This window comes from Luteimonas rhizosphaerae (assembly GCF_002849595.1).
GTDB lineage: Bacteria > Pseudomonadota > Gammaproteobacteria > Xanthomonadales > Xanthomonadaceae > Luteimonas > Luteimonas cellulosilyticus.
The window spans coordinates 231929-253673 of the sequence record NZ_NRQR01000013.1 but is presented as its reverse complement, the minus strand read 5'-3'; the positions used below and the strand labels follow the sequence as shown (position 1 = coordinate 253673).

23 protein-coding genes and 1 pseudogene are annotated in these 21745 nt (G+C 69.4%); 5 read left to right on the top strand and 19 right to left on the bottom strand.

Annotation, left to right across the window (positions count from 1 at the left end):
* Positions 1–26: 26 nt before the first annotated feature.
* A complete protein-coding gene (locus CJ022_RS07015; RefSeq protein WP_101925935.1) occupies positions 27–1547 on the bottom strand; it encodes a M20 family metallopeptidase in 1521 nt (506 codons plus the stop codon).
* A 202-nt stretch (positions 1548–1749) separates the two neighbouring features.
* Here CJ022_RS07015 and CJ022_RS07010 point away from each other — a divergent pair, with 202 nt between their 5' ends.
* Together CJ022_RS07010 and CJ022_RS07005 are read left to right on the top strand one after the other, a co-directional pair.
* On the top strand, positions 1750–2100 hold the full coding sequence (locus CJ022_RS07010; protein ID WP_101925934.1) for a ComEA family DNA-binding protein: 351 nt from the start codon (positions 1750–1752) through the stop codon (positions 2098–2100).
* Positions 2101–2282: 182 nt separating this feature from the next.
* Positions 2283–2906 (top strand): HutD/Ves family protein, encoded by a 624-nt coding sequence (locus tag CJ022_RS07005; protein ID WP_101925933.1) that lies wholly within the window; start codon positions 2283–2285, stop codon positions 2904–2906.
* A 200-nt stretch (positions 2907–3106) separates the two neighbouring features.
* Here the strand turns inward: CJ022_RS07005 and CJ022_RS07000 are convergent, their stop codons facing one another.
* From CJ022_RS07000 to CJ022_RS06965, 8 genes and pseudogenes are all read right to left on the bottom strand, one after another.
* Positions 3107–5515 carry a TonB-dependent receptor domain-containing protein gene (locus tag CJ022_RS07000; protein WP_101925932.1) on the bottom strand — a complete coding sequence of 803 codons (2409 nt, stop codon included), beginning with the start codon at positions 5513–5515 and terminating at the stop codon, positions 3107–3109.
* Between the two features lie 651 nt (positions 5516–6166).
* Positions 6167–6499 carry a non-heme iron oxygenase ferredoxin subunit gene (locus CJ022_RS06995; protein ID WP_101925931.1) on the bottom strand — a complete coding sequence of 111 codons (333 nt, stop codon included), beginning with the start codon at positions 6497–6499 and terminating at the stop codon, positions 6167–6169.
* Positions 6496–7068: a GNAT family N-acetyltransferase gene (locus CJ022_RS06990; RefSeq protein ID WP_101925930.1), complete on the bottom strand. Its 573-nt coding sequence runs from the start codon at positions 7066–7068 to the stop codon at positions 6496–6498. Before CJ022_RS06990 ends, CJ022_RS06995 begins: the two co-directional genes overlap by 4 nt.
* 54 nt (positions 7069–7122) lie before the next feature.
* A pseudogene (locus tag CJ022_RS06985) lies at positions 7123–8383 on the bottom strand (cysteine desulfurase).
* The gene (gene sufD / locus CJ022_RS06980) at positions 8380–9624 is read right to left on the bottom strand and encodes a Fe-S cluster assembly protein SufD (RefSeq protein ID WP_101925929.1); all 1245 of its coding nucleotides are present in this window, start codon (positions 9622–9624) and stop codon (positions 8380–8382) included. Before sufD ends, CJ022_RS06985 begins: the two are co-directional and overlap by 4 nt.
* The gene (sufC, locus tag CJ022_RS06975; protein ID WP_101925928.1) at positions 9624–10388 is read right to left on the bottom strand and encodes a Fe-S cluster assembly ATPase SufC; all 765 of its coding nucleotides are present in this window, start codon (positions 10386–10388) and stop codon (positions 9624–9626) included. Before sufC ends, sufD begins: the two co-directional genes overlap by 1 nt.
* 146 nt (positions 10389–10534) lie before the next feature.
* Positions 10535–11992: a Fe-S cluster assembly protein SufB gene (gene sufB, locus CJ022_RS06970; RefSeq protein ID WP_101925927.1), complete on the bottom strand. Its 1458-nt coding sequence runs from the start codon at positions 11990–11992 to the stop codon at positions 10535–10537.
* 14 nt (positions 11993–12006) lie between these two features.
* Positions 12007–12477, bottom strand: coding sequence for an SUF system Fe-S cluster assembly regulator (locus CJ022_RS06965; protein WP_101925926.1), 471 nt, complete (start codon positions 12475–12477; stop codon positions 12007–12009).
* Positions 12478–12882: 405 nt separating this feature from the next.
* On the opposite strand from CJ022_RS06965, the gene CJ022_RS06960 reads away from it, so the two are divergent.
* Positions 12883–13359 (top strand): SET domain-containing protein, encoded by a 477-nt coding sequence (locus tag CJ022_RS06960; protein WP_101925988.1) that lies wholly within the window; start codon positions 12883–12885, stop codon positions 13357–13359.
* A gap of 19 nt (positions 13360–13378) precedes the next feature.
* On the opposite strand, the gene CJ022_RS06955 is transcribed toward CJ022_RS06960, so the two are convergent.
* The 8 genes from CJ022_RS06955 to CJ022_RS06920 all read right to left on the bottom strand — a co-directional run bounded on the left by CJ022_RS06955 (position 13379) and on the right by CJ022_RS06920 (position 18361).
* On the bottom strand, positions 13379–14083 hold the full coding sequence (locus CJ022_RS06955; protein WP_101925925.1) for a hypothetical protein: 705 nt from the start codon (positions 14081–14083) through the stop codon (positions 13379–13381).
* A gap of 13 nt (positions 14084–14096) precedes the next feature.
* On the bottom strand, positions 14097–14654 hold the full coding sequence (locus tag CJ022_RS06950) for a DUF1439 domain-containing protein (RefSeq protein ID WP_101925924.1): 558 nt from the start codon (positions 14652–14654) through the stop codon (positions 14097–14099).
* 76 nt (positions 14655–14730) lie between these two features.
* Positions 14731–15165 carry a hypothetical protein gene (locus CJ022_RS06945; protein WP_101925923.1) on the bottom strand — a complete coding sequence of 145 codons (435 nt, stop codon included), beginning with the start codon at positions 15163–15165 and terminating at the stop codon, positions 14731–14733.
* Positions 15166–15206: 41 nt separating this feature from the next.
* The gene (locus CJ022_RS06940) at positions 15207–15767 is read right to left on the bottom strand and encodes a hypothetical protein (protein WP_101925922.1); all 561 of its coding nucleotides are present in this window, start codon (positions 15765–15767) and stop codon (positions 15207–15209) included.
* Positions 15768–15805: 38 nt separating this feature from the next.
* The gene (locus CJ022_RS06935; protein WP_101925921.1) at positions 15806–16447 is read right to left on the bottom strand and encodes a M23 family metallopeptidase; all 642 of its coding nucleotides are present in this window, start codon (positions 16445–16447) and stop codon (positions 15806–15808) included.
* Between the two features lie 159 nt (positions 16448–16606).
* On the bottom strand, positions 16607–17251 hold the full coding sequence (locus tag CJ022_RS06930; protein ID WP_101925920.1) for a tellurite resistance TerB family protein: 645 nt from the start codon (positions 17249–17251) through the stop codon (positions 16607–16609).
* A gap of 151 nt (positions 17252–17402) precedes the next feature.
* Positions 17403–17804 (bottom strand): HU family DNA-binding protein, encoded by a 402-nt coding sequence (locus CJ022_RS06925; protein WP_101925919.1) that lies wholly within the window; start codon positions 17802–17804, stop codon positions 17403–17405.
* 125 nt (positions 17805–17929) lie between these two features.
* Entirely contained in the window at positions 17930–18361 is a 432-nt protein-coding gene (locus CJ022_RS06920; protein WP_101925918.1) for a DUF2784 domain-containing protein, read from the bottom strand.
* A gap of 132 nt (positions 18362–18493) precedes the next feature.
* Here CJ022_RS06920 and CJ022_RS06915 point away from each other — a divergent pair, with 132 nt between their 5' ends.
* Both CJ022_RS06915 and CJ022_RS06910 read left to right on the top strand, forming a co-directional pair.
* Positions 18494–18928, top strand: a complete 435-nt coding sequence (locus tag CJ022_RS06915) for an OsmC family protein (protein WP_101925987.1) — start codon at positions 18494–18496, stop codon at positions 18926–18928.
* A gap of 162 nt (positions 18929–19090) precedes the next feature.
* Complete coding sequence (locus CJ022_RS06910) at positions 19091–19804, top strand: alpha/beta hydrolase (RefSeq protein WP_101925917.1); 714 nt, start codon at positions 19091–19093, stop codon at positions 19802–19804.
* Between the two features lie 16 nt (positions 19805–19820).
* Here the strand turns inward: CJ022_RS06910 and CJ022_RS06905 are convergent, their stop codons facing one another.
* Together CJ022_RS06905 and CJ022_RS06900 are read right to left on the bottom strand one after the other, a co-directional pair.
* Entirely contained in the window at positions 19821–20696 is an 876-nt protein-coding gene (locus CJ022_RS06905; RefSeq protein WP_101925916.1) for a PhzF family phenazine biosynthesis protein, read from the bottom strand.
* 38 nt (positions 20697–20734) lie between these two features.
* On the bottom strand, positions 20735–21607 hold the full coding sequence (locus CJ022_RS06900; RefSeq protein WP_101925915.1) for a PhzF family phenazine biosynthesis protein: 873 nt from the start codon (positions 21605–21607) through the stop codon (positions 20735–20737).
* Positions 21608–21745: the final 138 nt, after the last annotated feature.

Below are 21745 nucleotides of genomic sequence, written 5' to 3'. Positions count from 1 at the left end.
GGCACAGGCCGCGCTGGTGGATGGCATCAGCAGCAGCCGTGATCGCCGTGTCGCTTGCCGCTGTCGGCCGCGACCGCCGAGCCATTGGTTTCGCCGCGCTGTCCCGCGTGGTGATGTTCGACCAACACGCGTGCGACCGATGCGGTCACGCGCTTGCCCATGTCGATGTGCAGGAACTCGTTCGGGCCATGCGCGTTGGAGTGGGGACCGAGCACGCCGGTGATCATGAACTGCGCCCCCGGGAATTTCTCGCCGAGCATGCCCATGAACGGGATCGAGCCGCCTTCGCCCATGTACATCGCCGGCTTGCCGAAAAACGCCTGACTGGCGTCGTCGATGGCCTTGCCCAGCCACGGCGACATCGCCGGCGCATTCCAGCCGGTCGCGGCCTTTTCCAGCACTAGGGACACCTTGGCGCCATTGGGCGGGTCGGCCAGCAGCGCCTGCTCGAGCAGGGCGCCGGCCTGCTTGCCGTCGATGGTCGGCGGCAGGCGCAGGGACAGCTTCACCGCGGTATGCGGACGCAGCACGTTGCCCGCCGACGACAGCGACGGGATGCCGTCGATGCCGGTGACCGACAGCGCCGGACGCCAAGTACGGTTGAGCACCAGCTCCGATAGATCCTTCGATGCCGCACCCTGCGCATCCTTCGGAAACATCGGTTGCAGATCACCGGTGAGCGGGAACTTGTCGTAGATCTCGGTGTCGAGCACGTCCGCGGCGCGTCGCGCCTGCTTCAGCCGTTCGGCCGGGATGTCGGCATGCAGGCCGTCGACGAGGATGTGACCGGTGTTCTCGTCCTCGATGCGCGACAGCAGCTGCCGCAACAGGCGGAAGCTCGACGGCACCACGCCCGAGGCGTCGCCGGAATGCACGCCCTCGTCCAGCACCTGCACGCTGAGGTTGCCGCCGGCCAGGCCGCGCAGCGAGGTGGTGCACCACAGCTGGTCGTAATTGCCGCAGCCCGAATCCAGACACACGACCAGGGACGGCTTGCCGATGCGTTCGGCCAGGTGGTCGACATAGGCGGGCAAGTCGTAGCTGCCCGATTCCTCGCAGGCTTCGATCAGCACCACGCAACGCGCATGCGGCAGGTGCTGCTCGTGCAGCGCGAGGATCGCCGTCAGCGAGCCGTAGATCGCGTAACCGTCGTCGGCGCCGCCACGACCGTAGAGCTTGCCGTCGCGCAGGACCGGCTTCCACGGGCCGAGATCGTCGTCCCATCCGGTCATTTCCGGCTGTTTGTCGAGATGGCCATAGAGGAGCACGCAATCCTCGTCGCTGCCGCCGTGCGCGGCCGGGATCTCGATGAAGATCAGCGGCGTGCGGCCTTTGAGCTGGACGACCTCGATCTGCATGCCGGGAATCGGCTGGGCCTGTGCCCAGTCGACCATCAGCCGGACCGCCTGGTCCATGTAGCCGTTGGCGATCCAGTCCGTGTCGAACATCGGCGACTTGTTCGGAATCTTAATGTATTCAATCAGTTGCGGAACGATTTCGTCGTCCCATTTGGCGCCGACGAAGCGATCTGTCTGGCTGGTATCCATCTGTGTCTCCGCAACTCGAGTAGCTGCCGAGTTTAACGCGAGCGACGTGTAGGACTTTTCCTACGTCTTTGTAGGGGCTCGGCTGGCTCCGTCGCGGCGGCACGGCGGATAGGCTGGCGCCCCAGGTCTGGGAAGACTGGCGCTACCGGCATCGACAGCACTGCAGCCGGCAAGGAAGCCACCCAACCGAAGGAATCCCGCCATGACGATGTTCAAGTCCACCCTCCTGATGCTGCTCCTGTCCCTGTTGTCGGCAGGTGCGGCCTTCGCCAACGAGAAGGTCAACATCAATACCGCCGATGCCGCCATGCTGGCGAGCGCCCTCCACAACGTCGGACCCGCGAAAGCCGAGGCGATCGTCGCCTATCGCGAGGAAAACGGGGCGTTCCGCAGCGCGGAGCAGCTGGCGATGGTGCCGGGCATCGGCCTGAAGACCGTCGAGAGCAACCGCGACCGGATCGAACTGGGCGCCGCACCGGCCCGTCCGCAGGCCGCCGCACCGCGCCGGCCCGCACCGGCGACCGCCGCCAAGGGAGCAGTGCCGCAGCGCTGACGCCGCACGATCGCTGACGCCGGTGCAGGAGCGCCGGCGCCAGTCGAGGAGCAGGACGCTCCGAGGATCCGGCCGGATGCCGACTACATGGACGTAACCCGTCGCCCGCCACGCATCGGATGCGCGGCGGGCGACTTCTTTTTGCGTCGCCGTCGCCTCGATAGACTGCGGTGATGCCTGAGATGCCGCCCAGACCACAGATCATTCCGGCCCATGACTGCCGACGCCTGCGATGGCGTAACGATGCGGGCTGGACCCGTGAGATCCACGCCGAACCGTCGTCGGATCCAGGCGCAGCGGCGTCCGCGTCGGCCTGGGACTGGCGGCTGTCGATCGCCGAGATCGAGCACGATGCGGCGTTCTCGAGGTTCGACGGCATCGAGCGCGAGCTCGTGCTGCTGTCGGGAAATGGCCTTCGTCTCCGGTTCGCGGGTGAAGGCGACCACGTCGTCACGCTGGATCCGCCGTATGCACGGCACCGCTTCGCCGGAGAGGCCACCGTCCGAGGTGAACTCGTCGACGGGCGGACCGAGGACTTCAATCTGATGTGGCGCCGTGATGCGGTCGACGCCGCACTATGGCACCGGCCGCTGGTCGGTTCGATGCTGGTCTTCGTCGATCCCGGCAGCGTCTGGATCGTGCACGTGCTCGCCGGCCAGGCGCGGCTGACCGGTGCCGGCGCGGAGGATCTGCCGGTGCTGACGCGAGGCGATACCGCCTGCCTGCGCGCCGCGGACACGCGGGCGCGTCATGCGCTCGAAGGCGGGGGCGAGGTGCTCTTGATCCGGATCGACCCGCGCGCCTGACGTCGAGCCGTTGCCCGACTGCCGCAGCGTATGGCGGCCTGCGCAACCATGGCGCCGGCGCCGGACGGCATCGCCGTCAATGAGGCGTTCGTACGACGGGCCTGCGTCGCCATGTAGACGAGCGTTCCCACCCCGGGGAATGACCGGAACGCGACATGCCCCGGGACGTCGCCCCGAGGCATGCATGATCCCGCGAGACGTCAGAATCGCACGTTGACGCTCAGCCAGAGACCGCGGGCCTTGTCCTTGTTGTTGTAGTCGTCGAAATACAGGATCTCGTCGTCTCCATCGAAACCGGATTCGCCGTCCAGATCGCGGAATTCCGTGTCGTAGGTCGTGAAGTCGCGATCGAGCAGGTTGTTGATCCGGCCGTTGAGGGTCACCGCCTCGGAGACCTGGAACGACGCGCCGAGATGCAGCACTTCGTAATCCTGGTAATACAGCGGCGCCTCGGTGATGCCGTGCAGGCCGCGGTAGCGCTTCGATCGCGCCTCGGCGGTCAGGAACAGATTGAAGCGTTCGCTCGCCTGCCAGTCCAGCGTGGCATTGGCCATGTGACGCGCGCTGTTGCCGAGCGGGAGGCCCGCTTCGCTGCCGCTCTTCTGCTCGCTGTCGGTGAAGGTGTAATTCGCGCGGAAGCCGAAGGCCTCGCTGATCTGCCAGCGCCCTGCGACCTCGGCGCCCTGGATGATCACCTCGTCGATGTTCACCGTCCTGCTCGAGGACGCATAGCCGATCTCGGCATAGTCGCCCGCGCTGGTGCACGCGAGCAGGGTGCCGGCTCCGCAGGCCTGGGACGCGATCTTGTCCTCGAACTCGTTGCGGAACAGGGTCAGGTTGAAGTTGTGTCCCTGCGGGTGCTGCCAGTAGACCGCCAGTTCGGTGCTGGTGCTGGTCTCGGGCTGCAGGTCCGGATTGCCGAACATCGGCGACGTGCCCTGACCGCCGAACCCGGTGACGCCGTCGTAGAGCTGGGTCGTCTTCGGCGTCTTGAAGCCGGTGCTGATGCCGCCCTTGACCGTCCACTGCGGACTGACGGTGTAGACGCCGTACAGCCGTGGGCTCAGATGGTTGCCGAAGACTTCGTGATCGTCCCAGCGCAGGCCCGCGGTGAGCGCGAACGGCTCGACGATGGTCCAGGTGTCTTCGGCGAACAGCGAATACATGTTGTGCTCCTGTTCGAGCCCGGAAACGCCGCGCTCGGTACCGAAGATGCCGTCCGTCAGCTCGCCCTGGATGACCTGCGCGCCGATGACGGCCGTGTGCTCGCCCGCGAGCCGGAACGGGATGTCGAGCTTGGCGTCCAGCGTGTACTGGGCGCTTTCGAGGGTGCGCTTCGGACGCGGCAGGAACGTCGATTCGGCGATCGCGCGCCGCTCGTCGAGCGACAGGCCCGCGTAGTCGCCGGTCCCGTCGATCATCGTCAGCAGCAGCGCGCGCTCGTCCACGGTGAAGGGCATCGTGCGCCCGTCGTTGTTGGTCGCGACATGCGCGAGCGAAACGAAACTGTTGCCGAAGCCCCAACGCCCTTCGTGGGTCAAGGACCAGGCATCGCGGGTGAATTCCTGAACCGCGCTGTAGCCGACGCGCGGGTTGGCGCGGCGCGACCAGGTGCCGCCGTTGGACTGGCAGGCGGTGGCGTTGGAGCCGGCTGCGCCGAGGCAGAAATTGCCCGCGCTGAAGATGCTGTTGATGTTGTCGACGGTGCCGACCGGGTATTCCTCGTCGCCCTGGTCGTTGATCCGGATCGCGTTGTCGTATTCCTGGCGCGAGGTGTCGTAGTCCAGCGTCACGCTCTGGTTGTCGCTCGGCATCCACGCGAGCGTGAGGCCGCCCGCCTTGTTGGTGTTGTCGACGGTCTTGCCGCCGCCGCCGAATCCGAGCGGGCGCGTGCGCTCGACGCCGTCGGGATCGGTGATCGGCGCATAGACCGGGTTGGACGCATCGCGGTCGTACCAGCTGGCGCGCGCGCTGAGATTGAGCACGCCCGGCACTAGTGGCCCGGTCACGAACAGGTCCACCGTGGTGTCGTCGCCGAACTCGCTGTCCTCGAACGAGCGGCTGAGCGTCGCCGAGCCGTGCCAGGCATCCAGCACTTTCTTGGTGATGATGTTGATCACGCCGCCCATCGCGTCCGCGCCGTACAGCGTCGACGCCGGGCCGCGGATCACTTCGATCCGCTCGATCGCGTCCAGCGGCGGGATGTGGTTGAACTGGTTGCCGCCGAAGTTGTTCGGGTAGATGTCGCCGTGATTGTTCTGGCGCTTGCCGTCGACCAGGATCAGCGTGTAGTCCGAACCCATGCCGCGCATGGAGATCGTGCCCTGGCCGGTCTTGTCACGGGTCTCGCCGACATCCACGCCTTCGATGTCGCGCACCGCGTCGAGCAGGGTCATGTACGGGCGCTTGGTCAGGTCTTCCTGGGTGATGACGCTGATGCTGGCGGGCGCGTCGGTGAGCTTCTGCTCGAAGCCCGCGGCGGTGACGACGACGGTGTCGAAGTCGGTGGCCTGCGGCAATGCCGCGGTCTCGGCGAGGGCGGGGTTGGCCAGCAGGCTGGTCAGGACGGTGGCGAGCAAAGTGCGGCGGAGCGGCAATTGGGTGCGCATGAAGATCTCGTGGGACGGATGTGACGCGGCTTGCGACGGCTGGCCTGCGAGAGCGCCCGATGGGGCGCGATGGAAGTGAAACGGAGGCGTCCGCGCAGCCGGTGCGGCCGCTGGCGGGACGGTGATCGCGACGCCGTCAGCGCGGAGGCGCGCGGCCCCGGTGCTGCCGGCATGGACCGCCTGGTGGGGGGGCCAGGCGAAGGCGCCGCGCGGTTGCGGTGCGCCGACCGCGCATGCGAGAACGCCGTGCAGGAACCTCGTCCGGTGGCGCTGCGACGGCACGACGGATCCGGGGCCGGCGCGTCGAGCGCTCCGCGCGCGCAGATGCGACCTCGGCGACCTGCTCGGTCGAACCCAGGCCTGCCAGGTCTGCGATTCCCGCCGTGCGCGGGCCTGCCGGGACTGCTGCGACTGCAGCCGCGAGCAGCAGGGTGCATATAGCCAGCAGCAGCCGCAGGCCCACGCCGCCGGACGACCGCGGATCGCGGGCGCGGCGAAGCAGGGCTGTCGATTGGCGACCGTCTGACACGCAATTCCCCCGGGGGGGCCGGACGCCCCGCAGCGGGAGTTTAGTTGAGAATGGTTCTCGTAATCAAACGATAGGCATTCTGGTTTGGCGCGTGCGGACGGCCGGAGCGCCTGGCCGGTGCGTCAGTCTCGGTCGTCCCGCGTCCAGACGCCGTCGTGTTCGATCCGCGTCGGAAATTTCGCCACCGGCTCGTACGCAGGCGCGCACAGCGGCCGGCCGTCGCGCACGTCGAAGCGGGCTCCGTGCAGCACGCACTCGATCGATCCCTCCGCGGGATCGAAGTCGCCGCTCGACAGGCCGAAATCCTCGTGGCTGCACTGGTCTTCCAGCGCATACAGCGCGCCGTCCAGATTGAAGACGAGGATCGGCGTCCCGGTGATCTCGTCGAAAGCCTGGCGCATCTCGCCCGGCAGCAGCTCGCTGGTCGCACACACGAACGTCCAGGTCTCGCTCACGCGTCGGATCCGAAGGGCTTCTCCAGCACCTCGAAGCGCAGGTCGTCGCGGCGCGGAATGCCGAACCGGGTGTCGCCGTACGGGAACGGCTTGTGGACGCCGGTGCGGCGGTAGCCGCGACGCTCGTACCACGCGATCAGGGCATCGCGGACGTCGATGACGGTCATCCGCATCGACGGCAACCGCCAGACGTCGCGCACGATACGCTCGCATTCGGCCAGCAGCGCGTCACCGGTGCCGCGGCCCTGCAGCGTCGGCGCCACGGCGAACATGCCGAAATAGCCGGCGCCGTCCTGCTGCGCGACGTGCGCGCACGCCAGCGGCCGCCGGTCGTCGCCGTCGATGACGACGACGCGACTGTCGGCGCGGGTGATGTCGTGGTGCAGCACGTCGGCGTCGATGCGCGCGCCGTCAAGCAGGTCGGCTTCCGTCGTCCAGCCGTCGCGGCTGGCGTCGCCGCGATAGGCGGATGTGACCAGCGCGACGAGCGCGGGCACATCGGCGGGCGTCGCGTCGCGGAACACCGGGGCGATCCGGCCGTCGGCAGTTTCAGGGGCGGAGTGCGTCATGCGCCCATGGTATCGCCGCGCTCTCCGGTGAGACAGCGCCGAGGCGCGAACGCGTCAGGCCAGCAGCGTACGGACCTTGCGCAGGGCGGCGACGAAGGCGTCGATCTCCTCGTGCGTGTTGTAGAACGCCGGCGACGCACGGCAGATCGCCGCGACACCGTAGAACTGCAGCAGCGGATGCGCGCAATGCTGGCCGGAGCGGATCGCGACGCCTTCGAGATCCAGCAGCGTCGCCAGATCGTGCGCATGCGCGCCTTCGACGAGGAACGACACCACGGCCGCCTTGTGCGGCGCGGTACCGAACATCCGCAGGCCGTCGACCGACGCCAGCGCTTCGGTGAGGTGCGCCAGCAGATCGGCTTCGCGCGCCTCCACATGCGCCATGCCGAGCCGGTCGAGGTAGTCGACCGCGGCGCCCAGGCCGACGAAGCCCGCGATGTTCGGCGTGCCCGCCTCGAAGCGGTGCGGCGGGTCGTTGAACACGGTGCCGTCGAAACTGACTTCCTTGATCATCTCGCCGCCACCGAGGAACGGCGGCATCGCCTGCAGGTGTTCGCGGCGCGCCCACAACGCGCCGGTGCCGGTCGGCCCACACATCTTGTGGCCGGTGAAGGCGTAGAAATCGCAGCCGATGGCGGCGATGTCGACCTGGCGGTGCGGCAGCGCCTGCGACCCGTCGATGACGGTCACGATGCCGCGCCGGCGTGCGTCGCGGCAGATCTCGCGCACCGGGTTCACGGTGCCGAGCACGTTGGAGAACGTCCGCCGTCATCGCGCGCTGCAGCGCATCGAGATCCAGCGTGCCGTCGGGCGCGATCTCGGCGACGCGGATCGTCGCGCCCGTGCGCTCGGCGACCAGCTGCCACGGCACGATGTTGGCGTGGTGTTCCATGCGCGAGACGAGGATCGTGTCGCCCGGCCCCAACCGCGGCAGCGCCCAGGAATAGGCGACGAGGTTGATCGCGAACGTGGTGCCGCTGCACAGCACCAGTTCATCGGCGCGCACGTTGAGGAAGCGCGCCAGCTTGCCGCGCGTCGCCTCGTAGGCCTCGGTCGCTTCGGTGCCGAGCTGGTGCACGGCGCGGCTGACGTTCGCGTTCTGGCGGCGGTAGAAACCGTCGACCGCATCGATCACCGACGCAGGCTTCTGCCCCGTGTTCGCATTGTCGAAATAGATCAGCGGCTTGCCGTGGACCTCGCGCAGCAGCAGCGGAAAGTCCGCGCGGACCGCCGCCCAGTCGACGGCCGCGCCCGGGGGCGACGTCGGCGCGCTCGGGCCGTCGAACGTCGCCTGCACCGGGGGCAGGGCGCTCATGCCGGCGACGCGCCGGCCAGCGCGTCGTCGAGCCGCGCCTGGACCGCGTCGCGCAGCGCAGGCGTCGTGATCGGCGCCAGCGGCTCGCGGACGAACGCGGCGGTCAGCAGCTGCTGCGCTTCGGGCGCCGGCAGGCCACGCGAGCGCAGGTAGAACATCGCGTTCGCATCCAGCTGCCCGACGGTCGCGCCGTGCGCGGCCTGGACCTCGTCGGCATGGATCACCAGCACCGGCTGGGTGTCGATCTCTGCGGTGTTCGACAGCAGCAGGTTCTTGTTCGACAGACGCGCATCCGTGCCGTCGGCGCCGGCATCGATGGTGATGCCGCCGTGGAACACGACCCGACCCCGGCCTGCGCCGATGCCGCGCCACATCAGCTGGCAATTGGTGTCGCGCGCGCTGTGACGGATGCCCAGGCGGGTTTCGACGTGCGCGCGGCCGCCGGCCAGCAGGACGCCATTGGCGGTCAGCTGGGCACCGTTGCCGGTCAACCGGATGTCCAGCTCGTGGCGGGTCAGGCCGCCGCCGAGTTCGACATCGACGCGCGTGTAGCGCGCATCCGCGCGCAGCTCGCCATCGGTGTGCAGGAACGACGTCGTGCCACCTGCCTTGTGCTGCAGCCGGACATGGTCGAGTCGCGCACCCTCGGCGACGCGCAGCGTCGTCGTGGTGTTGTCGAGGTGGCGGTGCGCGTCGGTATCGAGGTGATGTTCGACCAGCGACAACGCGGCGCCGGCATCGACGACGATCTCGTGGCGCAGATGCCAGGCGAGATCCGAATCCGCCGGCGCACCGACGAACACCAGGTGCAGCACGGCGTCCTGCGCACCGGCGTGCGCATGGACGACGACACCGTCGGTCGCCAGCGCGACGTTCAGATGCCGGAACACCGCGTCGCCGGGACGGCCATCGGTCAGTGCGGGGAAGGCGAGATCGTCGGCATCGCGATCGCGCACGCCGATGCCGGACGGCAGGCCGCCGAGATCGCTAAGCGTCGCGTCCGCGCGTCCGTTGACGAACACCACGCGCGGCGCCGGAATGTGGGCGAGCGCGGCAGCATCGACCCGGGTCGGCGCATCGGACCGCACGAACGTGCGGCGCTCGAGCGCGCGCAGCGAGGTGTACTTCCACGCTTCGCTGCGCGGGCCGGGCAGGCCGCCATGCAGCGCCGCATCGAGGGCCGCGCGCCGGGCCGCATCGCCGGTGAAGCCGGCGGCGAGGGAATCGAGCAGTGCGGTCATCAGGCCACCGTCTCCGGCGCCACGCGGTCCTTGATCCAGGTGTAGCCCTTCTCTTCGAGCTGCAGCGCGAGTTCCGGGCCGCCGCTCTGCACGATGCGGCCATCGGCGAGCACGTGCACGACGTCCGGCCTGATGTAGTCGAGCAGGCGCTGGTAGTGGGTGATGACGAGGAACGCGCGATCCGGCGAGCGCAGCGCATTGACGCCGTCGGCGACGTTCTTCAGCGCGTCGATGTCGAGGCCGGAATCGGTCTCGTCGAGGATCGCCAGCTTCGGCTCCAGCACGGCGAGCTGGAAGATCTCGTTGCGCTTCTTCTCGCCGCCCGAGAATCCCTCGTTGACGCCGCGGTGCAGCAGCCGGTCGTCGAGATGCAGCACGGCGAGCTTCTTGCGCACCAGCTTGAGGAACTCCATCGAATCGAGCTCGGATTCGCCGCGCGCCTTGCGCTGCGCGTTGAGCGCGCTGCGCAGGAAATAGGTGTTGTTGACGCCCGGAATCTCGACCGGGTACTGGAACGCCAGGAACACGCCGGCGGCCGCGCGCTCTTCGGGATCCAGCTCGAGCAGGTCCTTGCCTTCGAACGCGACGCTGCCGCCGGTGACGTCGTAGCCGTCGCGCCCCGCGAGGATGTTGCCCAGCGTCGACTTGCCGGCGCCGTTCGGGCCCATGATCGCGTGCACTTCGCCGGGCTTCACGTCCAGCGACAGGCCCTTGAGGATGTCGCGACCGTTGATGGACGCGTGGAGGTTGTCGATTTTGAGCATGGGAATGGAGTTCTGGAATGTAGGGGGATTCATCGAATCCTCGCGCGGACGCGCGAGAAGGAATGCGTGGCGCGAGGGCGTGGTTGGCCCGGCTTCGTTCGCCGTTCGTGCGGTTTCTCCCGCATGCGGGAGTCAGGCCCGACGCGTCAGCCGACCGAGCCTTCGAGCGACACGTCGAGCAGCTTCTTGGCCTCGACCGCGAACTCCATCGGCAGTTCGCGGAAGACCTGCTTGCAGAAGCCGTCGACGATCAGGCTGACCGCGTCCTCTTCGCTAATGCCGCGGGCGCGGCAATAGAACAGCTGGTCGTCGCTGATCTTCGAGGTCGTGGCTTCGTGCTCGATCGTCGCGGTCGGATGCTTGACCTCGATGTACGGGAACGTGTGCGCGCCGCACTGCTTGCCGATCAGCAGCGAATCGCACTGGGTGTAGTTGCGCGCGCCTTCCGCGCCGCTGCCCACCTTGACCAGGCCGCGATAGGTGTTCTGCCCGCGACCGGCGCTGATGCCCTTGCTGATGATCTTCGACTTGGTGCGCTTGCCGACGTGGATCATCTTGGTGCCGGTGTCGGCCTGCTGGCGATGGTGGGTCAGCGCGACCGAATGGAACTCGCCGCTGGAATCGTCGCCGAGCAGCACGCAGGACGGGTACTTCCACGTGATCGCCGAGCCGGTCTCGACCTGGGTCCAGGTGACCTTGCTGCGATCGCCGCGGCACTCCGCACGCTTGGTGACGAAGTTGTAGATGCCGCCCTTGCCGTTCTCGTCGCCGGGGTACCAGTTCTGCACCGTCGAATACTTGATCTCGGCATTTTCCAGCGCGACCAGTTCGACGACCGCCGCGTGCAGCTGGTTCTCGTCGCGCATCGGCGCGGTGCAGCCTTCGAGGTAGGAAACGTAGGCCTGGTCCTCGCAGATGATCAGCGTGCGCTCGAACTGGCCGGTGTGGCCGGCGTTGATGCGGAAGTAGGTGCTCAGCTCCATCGGGCAGCGCACACCCTTGGGAATGAAGACGAAGCTGCCGTCGGAGAAGACCGCGGAATTGAGCGCCGCGAAGTAGTTGTCGCCGACCGGTACCACGCTGCCGAGGTACTGCTTCACCAGGTCCGGATGGTCCTTGATGGCTTCCGACATGGAGCAGAAGATCACGCCCTTCTCGGCGAGCTCCTTGCGGAAGGTCGTGCCGACGGAGACCGAATCGAACACGGCGTCGACCGCGACGCCGGCCAGCCGCGCGCGTTCGTGCAGCGGCACGCCGAGCTTGTCGTAGGTGTCGAGCAGCTCCTGCGGCACCTCGTCGAGCGAAGCGTACTTGGCCTTCGGCGCCGAGTAGTAGCTGACCGACTGCAGGTCGATCGGTGCGATGTCGAGCTTGGCCCAGTGCGGCACCGGCATCGTCAGCCAGTGGCGGTACGCGGCCAGCCGCCATTCGGTCATCCACTCGGGCTCGTCCTTCTTCGCCGACAGGGCGCGGACGACGTCCTCGTCGAGGCCGGGCGGAAAACTGTCGGATTCGATGTCGGTGATGAAGCCGGCGTCGTAACGACGGCCGAGCTGTTCGTGGATCTCGGCGTTCGCGATGGGTTCTGCGATGTCGGTGGCCATGGGCTGCCTACTGTCTATGCGGAAGCGAGGCGGGCGTCGATGCGCTTCGCGTCGCCTGCGGTGGAATGGGGAACGGGGCGCGCGGCGTCGCCGAGCATCTGCGCCAGCGTCACGCGGCGGAGCGCATCGGCGACGACGTCGTTGATGCGCAGCCAGTTGGTGCGCACGCCGCATTTGGCGGAAATCCCGCACTGGCCGTCGTGCAGGCTGCACTCGGTCATCGCCAGCGGGCCTTCCATCGCCTCGACGATCTCGACGAGGCTGATCCGGCTCGCATCGCGTGCCAGGCGGTAACCGCCGTTCGCGCCGCGGAACCCCTCGACCAGGCCGGCCTGGGCGAGCGGCTTGAGCAGCTTGCTGACGGTCGGCGGTTCGAGGCCCGACTGCTCGGCCAGCTCGGTCGCGCTCATGACCGCCTCGGGCCGCGCCGCCAGGACCGTCAGCACGACGGTGGCGTAATCGGTCAATTTGGTGACGCGCAACATGCTGGACGACTGCAGGGTGTCAAAGGGGACCAAAATTGTACGCTTTTGCGTCCCGACGCTCAAACCGGTGGCGCGTGCGGTTCAGCGGATCGGCCTGCGTCGCGCTGCGCTGCGGCCCACAGATGCCGGTGACGGGAGCCGGGCCGCCGTGCGCAGCGGTGCGCGCCCGTGAGGTGACGAATACGGCCTGCGGACACAGCCGTCGACGCCGGCTCGTCAGGGGGGCCGCGTCGGTGACATGCGACGCGACCGGTGCCGATCCCCGATGACTCTTCCCCGGGCCAGCGACGTGGGCACCGCGCCGACGATGAGGTAACTGCGCGATCGCGCAAGCGACGGGGTGCGATGGCGTCGCGCGCGGATGTTGGCGACAATGCCGGCATCCCGCCCGGTGCAGAGCGCACGATGCCGAAGAAGACCAAGAAGATCGAAGCCCGCCTGTCGGACATCCACGGCAATGGCGTGTTCGCCATCGATGCGCTGGCCAAGGGCGAGCGCATCGTGCGTTACAAGGGCCGGCTGCGGACCCACGCCGATGTCGACGCCGAATACGGCGACATCGACGAGGACGGCCACACCTTCCTGTTCACGCTCAACGACGAGTACGTCATCGATGCGAACGAGGACGGCAACATCGCACGCTGGATCAACCACAGCTGCGCGCCGAACTGCGAGGCCGTCGTCGAAGAGAACCAGAACGGAAAGCGGCACAAGGACAAGGTCTTCATCGAGGCGATCCGCCCGATCCGCGCCGGTGAGGAACTGACGTACAACTACGGCATCACCCTGGCCGAGCGGCAGACTCCGGCCCTGAAGAAGCTCTGGGCCTGCCGCTGCGGCGCGAAGTCCTGCACCGGCACGATGCTGCAGCCCAAGCGCTGAGCCGCGCGCGCCGTGCCGGTCACGGCGTGGCCGGCGGCGCTTCCTGGAGGTCCGCCGACGCGATCCGCCAGCCGCGCTGTTCGCTGCTGGCGCCGTCGACGACCGCGCGGCGCAGGACGTAGTGTCCAGCGAAGCGCCGGCTGCTGCCGTCGCGCTGCTGCGCGCGCAGCGTCACTGGAATCTCGATGAAGCGCGAGCCGGTGGCCGCGCCCGGATTGCGCGGCGCGCCCAGATCGACGAGTACCGCGGCCGTGTCAGCGAAGCCTTCCGCGAACTGCTCGGGCGTCTGTCCGCTCGCGCGCCCGCCGTCCGACCACAGGGTGTAGGCGCGGCTGAAGTCCAGCGCGTTGATCGCAGCGTAATAGGTGCGGATGACGGCGGCCGCTGCTTCCGGGCCGGGTTCGGGCGCCGCGGCCGCGGCGTCGCCGGCGATCGACTCGGCCGTCGGCGCCAGACCGGTTTCGGGATTGTCTTCCAGCGGCAGCAGTCCGCCTTCGGCCAACGGATCGACCGGAGCGGGCGCGGGCGCGGGCGCGGGTGGGCTGCCGCCCAGCGGCACGTCGCCGGGTCCGGGCGCGCCCGGCATCGCGGTCAGCGGGCCACCCGGTTGTTGCGGCTGTGGCAACGGCGCCTGCTGGCTGGCCTCGACGGTCGGCGCGGCGTCCTCGCGTGCGCAGGCCGCGAGCAGCAGCAACGACGCGACGCATGCGCCGGCCAGGCCCACGCGACGAGGCCGGTCAACGCGCAAGGTGCACCACCACGCGGGCGTCCTCGATCGACACGGTGCCGATCCGCTTGCCGGCCGGCAGCTTCGACAGCAGGTCGTCATCGAGGCGGTAGACCGGTTCGGTCCGTGCATATTCCGCGAGCAGGGAATTGACCACGCCCCGCGCACCGCCGCGCAGCAGCGCGTTGGAACCCGGCAGGTCGAACTGCAGCAGCTCCGGGTTCTCCAGATGCAGACCCCGGGTCGCCGGGTCGTAGCGCAGGCCGCTGACCAGCGACAGGTGGCCGGGACGGTCGGCACTGCCGACGCCGTCGATGCCGAGGTCGAAGTCCAGCTGCAACCGTTCGCCATTCGCCGGGATCTGCAGGCGCGGATTGTCGAGGGTCACGGACACCAGCCCGCCGAGCTGTTCGAAGCTGCGTGGAAAGCGGTTGTCGAGCTGGCGCTGCAACTGCGGCGCGGTGAAGGCGACCTGGTCGTTGAGCCACGCCGACACCACGCCAAGCGATGTGCACGCGGCGACGCCCAGGAGCAGCACGACGAGGGAGATGCGGGAGACGTAGCGCATGCGGCGGGCTCGATCGGACGATGGCGCTACGCTACGCAGCGGCCGTGAATGCGGGATTAGCAACGGCCCGCGCGCATCATTCCGGCGCGTCGCGCAGGGCGCGGCGATGCGGCTGCAGCCACGCCAGCAACAGGCCCAGCAACAGCATCGCGATCACGTCGAACACGATCTGCATCAGCGACAGCGCCAGCGGGAACGGCTGCCCCGCATGCGCCAGCAGATGCCAGGGCACGAACGACACCAGCGCGATCGCCAGACCGAAGCGCGCGCCGTGCCAGCGCTTGCTGCGCTGTGGCTGCGGCAGCCAGCGGTAGAGCCAGGTCATCGCCAGGCCGAGCGACAGATATGCGAGCAGGATCCAGCCGACGTTGGCGTTCGCGTCGGCCTGGGCGCGGAACAACGGCGCCAGCGCGAGATAGTCGGCGCGCAGCAGCACCCCGTGCACGAGAAAGCCCAGAACCAGCGCGGTGGCCGAGAGCGTGACGCCGCAGATCCAGAAACGCTTGTCCATGAGATTCTCTTCGAAGCGACGCCCCGGCGTCGGGTGGCAGCTTAATTCCGCGACGGTGAAGCCGTGATCGAGGCCGACGTGATGCGCCATCTGTTGCCGGCGACGACGCGGCGCAGCCGGTAATAGCCGGTGTACTGGCGCACGCCGGCATCGGTCGCGACACGCAGCCGCACCGGAATCTCGAGCGACTCGGGTGGGCTCACGCCGGTCATCGGCACCGGGCGGCCGTTCTCGGTCCGCACGCTGCGCACCGCATCGAGCGCGCGCAGGTCGGCTTCGCCGCGAGCGTCGGGTGCGCCGTCGACCCAGTACGCGTCGGCCTCGCTGCGATCGGGTTTGAACAGCACCGCGAGATAGGCGTGGAGTTCGGACACGGCGGCGGACATCGCAGCGTCGTGCGCCGCGCGCGCAGCGCGCGCCGCCTCGGCCTCGACGGCTGCGGACGCGGCGTCCGGCGCTACCGCAGGCGGGTGCGTCGATCCGGCCATCGGCGCGTCAGCGGACGCATCGTCGAGCGCGTTCCGGGTGCAGCGCTGCACCCCAAAGCCGACGAGAACCACGGCGAGCACGACGGCGGCGATCCAGCGCGAGCGGGTGGACATGGCGATATCCGGGCGCGCCGGCGCGGCGCCCGCCGATGCTAGCGCGATGTGCCCGCGTCGGTCTCGGTGTCGGGCGCGTCCGTCGCGTCGGTCGAGGCCGCGAGCAGCAGCGGCAGCGGGTCGTAAGCGCCATCGCTGGCGTAGACGCCGTAATGCAGGTGCGGCGGCGTGCCGCGCGCATTGCCGGTGTCGCCGACGGTGCCGAGCATGTCGCCGGCCTGCACCAGATCGCCGGGTTCCAGCAGCGGCGCCCAGTCGTCGAGATGCGCGTAGTAATGGCGCTGCCGGCCCGGCCCCATGACCCAGACCTGACGCCCGCCGAGGCCGCCTTCGCGCACCGAGGTCACCAGGCCTTGCGTAGCGCTACGCACCGGCGTGCCGCGCGGGGCGAAAATGTCGACGCCCTCGTGCTGGCGGTCGCTGCCGCGGGGTGCGCCGTAGGTGTCGGCGACGCGGCTCGCGTCGACGCCTTCGACCGGCATCGCCAGGCTGACGGGCGCGGGCATCGTCGCCAGCGCCGAGATCGCGCGGGGCTTGGCCATGAACGGTTGGTGCCAGGCCCAGTGGCCGGCCGCAGCGAGCAGCGCGAGGGTGAACACGAACCGCAAGGTGCGCCGCAGCTGCGGACCGTAATCGCGCCTGGCGCGCGGGGAAGAGGGGGATGCGACGGGATCGGACATGCCGGCACGCTACCGGCCGCGGCCGTGACGCCATGTGAGATGCACGGCGCGCTGCCGCGCGCCAGGGCGTCGATGCATCGTCGAGTCGGCGGACAACGCGCGCAAAAAAAGACCCCGGCCGGACGGCGCGGGGTCGATGTCGTGACGCGGACCTCGTGCTTACTGCGCGTCGCGCAGTTCCTGCGCGAGCCGCTGCTTCAGCGCCTCGTCGATCTTCAGCTGGCGGGCGAGCTCGTCGAGATAGCTGCGCTCCATGAAGTTCTGCTCGTCGGCGACCAGCAGGCTGGCGAGATACATTTCAGACGCGATTTCCGGCGTGGTGGCGACGCTGGCGACTTCGGCCGGATCCAGCGGCTTCTCCAGTTCGGCATGCAGCCAGCGCTGGACATCGGCGCCCTCGTCGATGCGCGCGAACTCGCCTTCGATGACCGCACGTTCGCGCGCGTCCATGTGGCCGTCGGCCTTGGCGGCGGCGACCAGCGCCTTGAGGATCGCCTGGCTGTGCAGGTCGGCCTGCGGCGGCGGCAGGCGATCGACGGTCTGCGGCGGCGCCGCGGCCGCGCCGGCCTGCTGCTTCTGGTAATCGCCGTAGGCCTTGTAGGCCATCACGCCGATCGCCGCGAGTCCGCCATAGGTCGCGACCTTGCGCGTCGACTTGTTCTTGCCCAGCAGCAGGCCGAGCGCACCGCCGCTGATCGCGCCCTTGCCGAAGTCGGCATTGAGCAGGCTGCCGCCACCGCCGGACGCGGACTTGCCGCCGGCCTGCAAGGACAGGAGGTGATTGAGGAAACCCTGGAAGCTCATCTGGTCGTTCCGTGTTGGTGAAGGAAGGCGTGCGATCTTGCCCGTCGGGGCGTTTGCCGGATGTTAGGCGACCACCATCACCCGTAGGCCCAAACGAAATCGGGACGGCGCAAGCCGTCCCGATCGGTGTCGCAGGATGTCGCGCCCGGAATCAGGCGGCGGCGTCCTTGAGCTTCTTCAGCGGGCGCACCTTCACCTTGACCGAGGCCGGCTTGGCGGCGAACCACTGCTCTTCCTTGGTGAAGGGGTTGATGCCCTTGCGCTTCGGCTTGGCCGGCACGCTGACCGACGTGATCTTCAGCAGGCCGGGGAGGGTGAACGAACCCGCGCCCTTCTTGCTGATCGAGCCGTGCACGGCGCCTTCGAGCGCGGCCATCACGGCGCGCACGTCCTTCGCTGCAACACCGGTGCCATCGGCGATGTGGGCAACCAGAGCCGACTTGCTCAGGGTTTCCTTGATCGGCTTCGGCGCTGCCGGCTTCGCGGCGGCGGCCTTCTTCGGCGCTGCCTTCTTCGGCGCTGCTTTCTTGGTGGTGGCCTTCTTCGTTGCCATGAGTGTCTTGTTCCCTCGAGAAATGGAGTGTGTGTCCTGGCCGAAACGTGCCGGCAAGCGGAATGTAGGGCATCCCGACACCCGCGCCAATAGGAAACCGCAAAAAAACAGGGTCTTTTGGCGGATTACGGGGTGCGCTTGCCGTCCCTCGAAGCGGAATCGCCGGCGGACGCCGGCGGCCAGCGCCACCAGCCGAGCAACACCAGCAGGGCCAGCAGCGAATAGGCCGCGACGAACACCCACCACGGCGCCTCGAAATACAGCACCCGCGACAGCCAGTGCTCGACGAAGGATTCGGCGTAGACGGGCTGGCCGGCCACCCGGCGCAGGTCGCGTTCCCATACCGTCAGCGGACACAGCAGGCCCAGCCACGCCTGCGCCGCGATCACCCCGACCAGCGCCAGATGGGTGATGCGCAACCTGCGGCGACGCACCCAGCGCCAACCGAGTGGTCCGCCGATCACGACCGCCAGGGCGACGACCACGACGAAGCCGGCCAGCGCGACGTGTAGGGTCAGCATCAGATCGGCGAGCAGCGCGGCAACGGAGGCGGTCATGGCGATTCCGGAAAGGACGCAACCAGCCTAACGCCGCGGCATGCCGGGCGCAGGTGCACGCCCGATCCCGGACGCGCGCGTCACGAAGGCCGGCGTATGCTCGGCGCCTTCCACCCGAACAGGAGCACGACCATGGGAATTTCCCGTCACGCGACCGCCCATTGGGCAGGCGATCTGAAGACCGGCAAGGGCGCGCTGTCGACGCCGCAGAGCGGCCTGCTCGACAACACCCGTTATGCCTTCAGCAGCCGCTTCGGCGATGAGAAGGGCACGAACCCCGAAGAGCTGATCGCGGCCGCGCACGCGGGCTGCTTCACGATGGCGCTGTCGGCCAAGCTCAGCGACGCGGGGTTTCCGCCGGAATCGCTCGACACGCGCGCCGACGTCGACCTGTCGATGGAAGGCGGCCCGACGCTCAGCGCGATCCGGCTGAAGACGACGGCCAAGGTGCCCGGCATCGATGCGGTGAAGTTCCGCGAACTCGCCGACGATGCCAAGCAGCACTGCCCGGTGTCGAAGGCGCTGTCGGCCGTGCCGATCAGCCTGGAAGCCGAACTGCTGGGCTGACCGCTTGGCCCTTGCCTGCGGAATCGCGACGCCGTGCCGGGCTTCCGGCGCGGCGTCTTCGTGTGTGCGCAACGCGCGCCCTGCGGATGCGAAGGCGCGGCCGCAAGCGCGTCGTGTCGACGACCGGCGGCATGGCGGCGCCACGCGTCGCGGGTGTGAGGGATGAGCCGGTGCGACGTGCTGATGCTCCATGGCGCCGGCGGCGGCGGCTGGGAATGGGACCTGTGGCGCGCGGTGTTCGAAGCGCGCGGCTGTCGCGTCGCCACGCCCGATCTGCGCCCCGTCGCGGCCGGACTCGCCGCGACGCGCTTCGACGACTACCGGCGGCAGGTGGACGCGGCGCTGGCGATGCCGTCGACGCGGCCGCGCGTCCTGGTCGGCGCGAGTCTCGGCGGTCTGCTGGCCGCGGCCTGCGCGGACGCGGTGGATGCGCTGGTCCTGGTCAATCCGCTGCCGCCCGCGCCATGGCATGCGGATCTTCCATTGCGGCACTGGCCGGACGTCGTGCCGTGGGGACGGCATGCGCGGCTGGCATCGACACGTCGCGCGCTGCCGGATGCCGATGCCGCCACCGCGCGCCGGGCGATGCAGGGCTGGCGCGACGAGAGCGGACGGGTGCTGCGCGATGCCGGCGCGGGTCTCGCCGTCGCGCGTCCCGCGTGCCCGGTGCTGTGCGTGGTGTCGACGCGCGACGACGACGTGCCGCCCGCGGTCACGCGCGCGTGGGCACACGCCTGGCAGGCCACGGTGTGGGTGTCGCCGGCGACCAGCCACGTCGGGCCGCTGCTCGGAAACGCGGCAGCGCGGACCGCCGCCGCGGCGTCGGCATGGCTCGATGGCCTCGAAACGGGCGACGCCGGCGAAGCCGCACGCTGATCCAGCGCGGCGCGGACTACCAGTCGATCGTGCCGCGCACCACGGTCTGCACGCGGCCACCCGACCAGACGTCGCCGTCGCCGTCGACATGCAGTTCGATGATCGCGTCGTAGCCGACCTCGCGGCCCTGGCTGATGCGGTAACGGCCGTCCGCGCCCGGCAGCGCGTCGCGGGAGGCCAGCCACGCCGCGAGCGTCGCGTTCGCCGCGCCGGAGGCGGCGTCCTCGAACGGTCCGGTCGCACCGACGAAGGCGCGCACCGCGAGGTGGTGCACCGGATCGTCCGAGCGCGCGAACACGCACAGGCCCATGCTCTCGGTTGCCTCGGCCAGCGCGCCGATCGCGGTCCAGTCGGGCGTCGCGCCGCGCAGCGCGGCTTCGTCGGCCAGTTCCGCGATCCACCAGCGCCGGCCGCCATCCATCAGCGCCGGCGGCAGCACGCCGAGCGGCAGGCCCGCGACCGCGGCGCGAAGCCGCGGATCGCCGGCATCGGCGACTTCGACCACGCGTGCGCGCGGCGTGCGGACGGCGATGGTGCGGGTCGCGCCGTCGCCGACGATCTCCAGCGGCAGCTTGCCGGCGATGCCGTCCTGCACCAGGCGGCCGTCGCGCGGCGTCGCCAGTCCGGCCTCGAGCACGGCGTGCGCGGTGCCGACGCTCGGGTGACCGGCGAACGGCACCTCGCGGCGCGGACTGAACATGCGGATGCGGTAGCTGCTGTCGGCGTCGATCGCCGGGAACACGAAGGTGGTCTCTGGCAGACGCGTCCAGCGGGCGATCGCCTGCATCGTGGCGTCGTCGAGACCGTCGGCATCGAGCACCACGGCCAGCGGATTGCCGGCACCGGGCCGGTCGGCAAACACGTCCAGCTGGACGAAACGGCGTGAAGTCATGGCAGGGGACCGCGCGGCGCGACAGCTTACCAATCCGCTCACCAGTCGAAGCGGCCGCGGACCACCGCCTGCACCGTGCCGCCGTTCCAGACCTCGCCCTCGGCGTCGACTTCGACCGTGACCCGGCCGTCGCGACCGACTTCGCGGCCCTGGCTGGCGACGTAGCGCGGGCCGATGGCGTCGAGTCCGCCGGTCGCCGCGAGCCACGCACCGATTGCCGCATTCGCGCTGCCGGTCACCGGATCTTCGGGAATCCCGTCGGCGGGGCAGAACGCGCGCACCACCAGCGGCAGGGCCGTGTCGCCGGTCGGCGCGAAGATCGCGACGCCGACCGCGCCGGTCGCCAGGCACCACGCGGCGATCGCGTCCAACGGTGGCCGGGCGTCGCGCACCGCGGCTTCATCGGTCAGTGCGATGCACCACCAGCGTGGTCCGTTGTCGATCAGGGCACAGGGCGCCTCGGACGCGCCGAATCCGGCGAGAACCTGCGCGCGCAGCGGCGAGGCGGACCCGGGCGCGCTGCGCTCGACCCCGCGCGGGGCGCGCACCGATGTCGTGCGATGCGCCGCGTCGCCTGCGATCCGGACCGGCAGCAGGCCCGCCGCGCACTGCTGGACCAGACGGTCGCCGGTCGGCGTCGCCAGCGCCTGGTCGAGCGCCGCCCAGGCCGCACCGACACTGGGATGGCCGGCGAAGGGCAGCTCCTGCCTCGGGGTGAAGATGCGCACGCGGTAATCGGCCGCGTCCGTCGGCGGCAGCAGGAAGATCGTTTCCGACAGGTTGGTCCAGGCCGCGATCGACTGCATCGCGGCGGCGTCGAGTCCGTCCGCGTCGACGATCACCGCCAGCGGATTGCCGGCGCCCGGCCGGTCGGCGAAGACATCGAGCTGCAGGTAGCGGCGGGTCGGCATGGCGGGTCTCGGCGATGGTGGGCTTGCTTTAGAATCGTCGGTCCCGACGCGCGGATCCATCCGGCACCGGGCGGGAGGCCGGAAAGACGTCGGGTTCCGCCGGGGGCCGGTGAGCGTGCGCCCCGACCGACTTCCGCC

Bases quoted from the DNA above. Each gene is read 5' to 3' on its own strand.
- CJ022_RS07015 (WP_101925935.1), bottom strand. From the start codon at position 1,547: ATGGATACCAGCCAGACAGATCGCTTCGTCGGCGCCAAATGGGACGAC.
- CJ022_RS07010 (WP_101925934.1), top strand. From the start codon at position 1,750: ATGACGATGTTCAAGTCCACCCTCCTGATGCTGCTCCTGTCCCTGTTG.
- CJ022_RS07005 (WP_101925933.1), top strand. From the start codon at position 2,283: ATGCCGCCCAGACCACAGATCATTCCGGCCCATGACTGCCGACGCCTG.
- CJ022_RS07000 (WP_101925932.1), bottom strand. From the start codon at position 5,515: ATGCGCACCCAATTGCCGCTCCGCCGCACTTTGCTCGCCACCGTCCTG.
- CJ022_RS06990 (WP_101925930.1), bottom strand. From the start codon at position 7,068: ATGACGCACTCCGCCCCTGAAACTGCCGACGGCCGGATCGCCCCGGTG.
- sufD (WP_101925929.1), bottom strand. From the start codon at position 9,624: ATGACCGCACTGCTCGATTCCCTCGCCGCCGGCTTCACCGGCGATGCG.
- sufC (WP_101925928.1), bottom strand. From the start codon at position 10,388: ATGCTCAAAATCGACAACCTCCACGCGTCCATCAACGGTCGCGACATC.
- sufB (WP_101925927.1), bottom strand. From the start codon at position 11,992: ATGGCCACCGACATCGCAGAACCCATCGCGAACGCCGAGATCCACGAA.
- CJ022_RS06965 (WP_101925926.1), bottom strand. From the start codon at position 12,477: ATGTTGCGCGTCACCAAATTGACCGATTACGCCACCGTCGTGCTGACG.
- CJ022_RS06960 (WP_101925988.1), top strand. From the start codon at position 12,883: ATGCCGAAGAAGACCAAGAAGATCGAAGCCCGCCTGTCGGACATCCAC.
- CJ022_RS06950 (WP_101925924.1), bottom strand. From the start codon at position 14,654: ATGCGCTACGTCTCCCGCATCTCCCTCGTCGTGCTGCTCCTGGGCGTC.
- CJ022_RS06945 (WP_101925923.1), bottom strand. From the start codon at position 15,165: ATGGACAAGCGTTTCTGGATCTGCGGCGTCACGCTCTCGGCCACCGCG.
- CJ022_RS06940 (WP_101925922.1), bottom strand. From the start codon at position 15,767: ATGTCCACCCGCTCGCGCTGGATCGCCGCCGTCGTGCTCGCCGTGGTT.
- CJ022_RS06935 (WP_101925921.1), bottom strand. From the start codon at position 16,447: ATGTCCGATCCCGTCGCATCCCCCTCTTCCCCGCGCGCCAGGCGCGAT.
- CJ022_RS06930 (WP_101925920.1), bottom strand. From the start codon at position 17,251: ATGAGCTTCCAGGGTTTCCTCAATCACCTCCTGTCCTTGCAGGCCGGC.
- CJ022_RS06925 (WP_101925919.1), bottom strand. From the start codon at position 17,804: ATGGCAACGAAGAAGGCCACCACCAAGAAAGCAGCGCCGAAGAAGGCA.
- CJ022_RS06920 (WP_101925918.1), bottom strand. From the start codon at position 18,361: ATGACCGCCTCCGTTGCCGCGCTGCTCGCCGATCTGATGCTGACCCTA.
- CJ022_RS06915 (WP_101925987.1), top strand. From the start codon at position 18,494: ATGGGAATTTCCCGTCACGCGACCGCCCATTGGGCAGGCGATCTGAAG.
- CJ022_RS06910 (WP_101925917.1), top strand. From the start codon at position 19,091: ATGAGCCGGTGCGACGTGCTGATGCTCCATGGCGCCGGCGGCGGCGGC.
- CJ022_RS06905 (WP_101925916.1), bottom strand. From the start codon at position 20,696: ATGACTTCACGCCGTTTCGTCCAGCTGGACGTGTTTGCCGACCGGCCC.
- CJ022_RS06900 (WP_101925915.1), bottom strand. From the start codon at position 21,607: ATGCCGACCCGCCGCTACCTGCAGCTCGATGTCTTCGCCGACCGGCCG.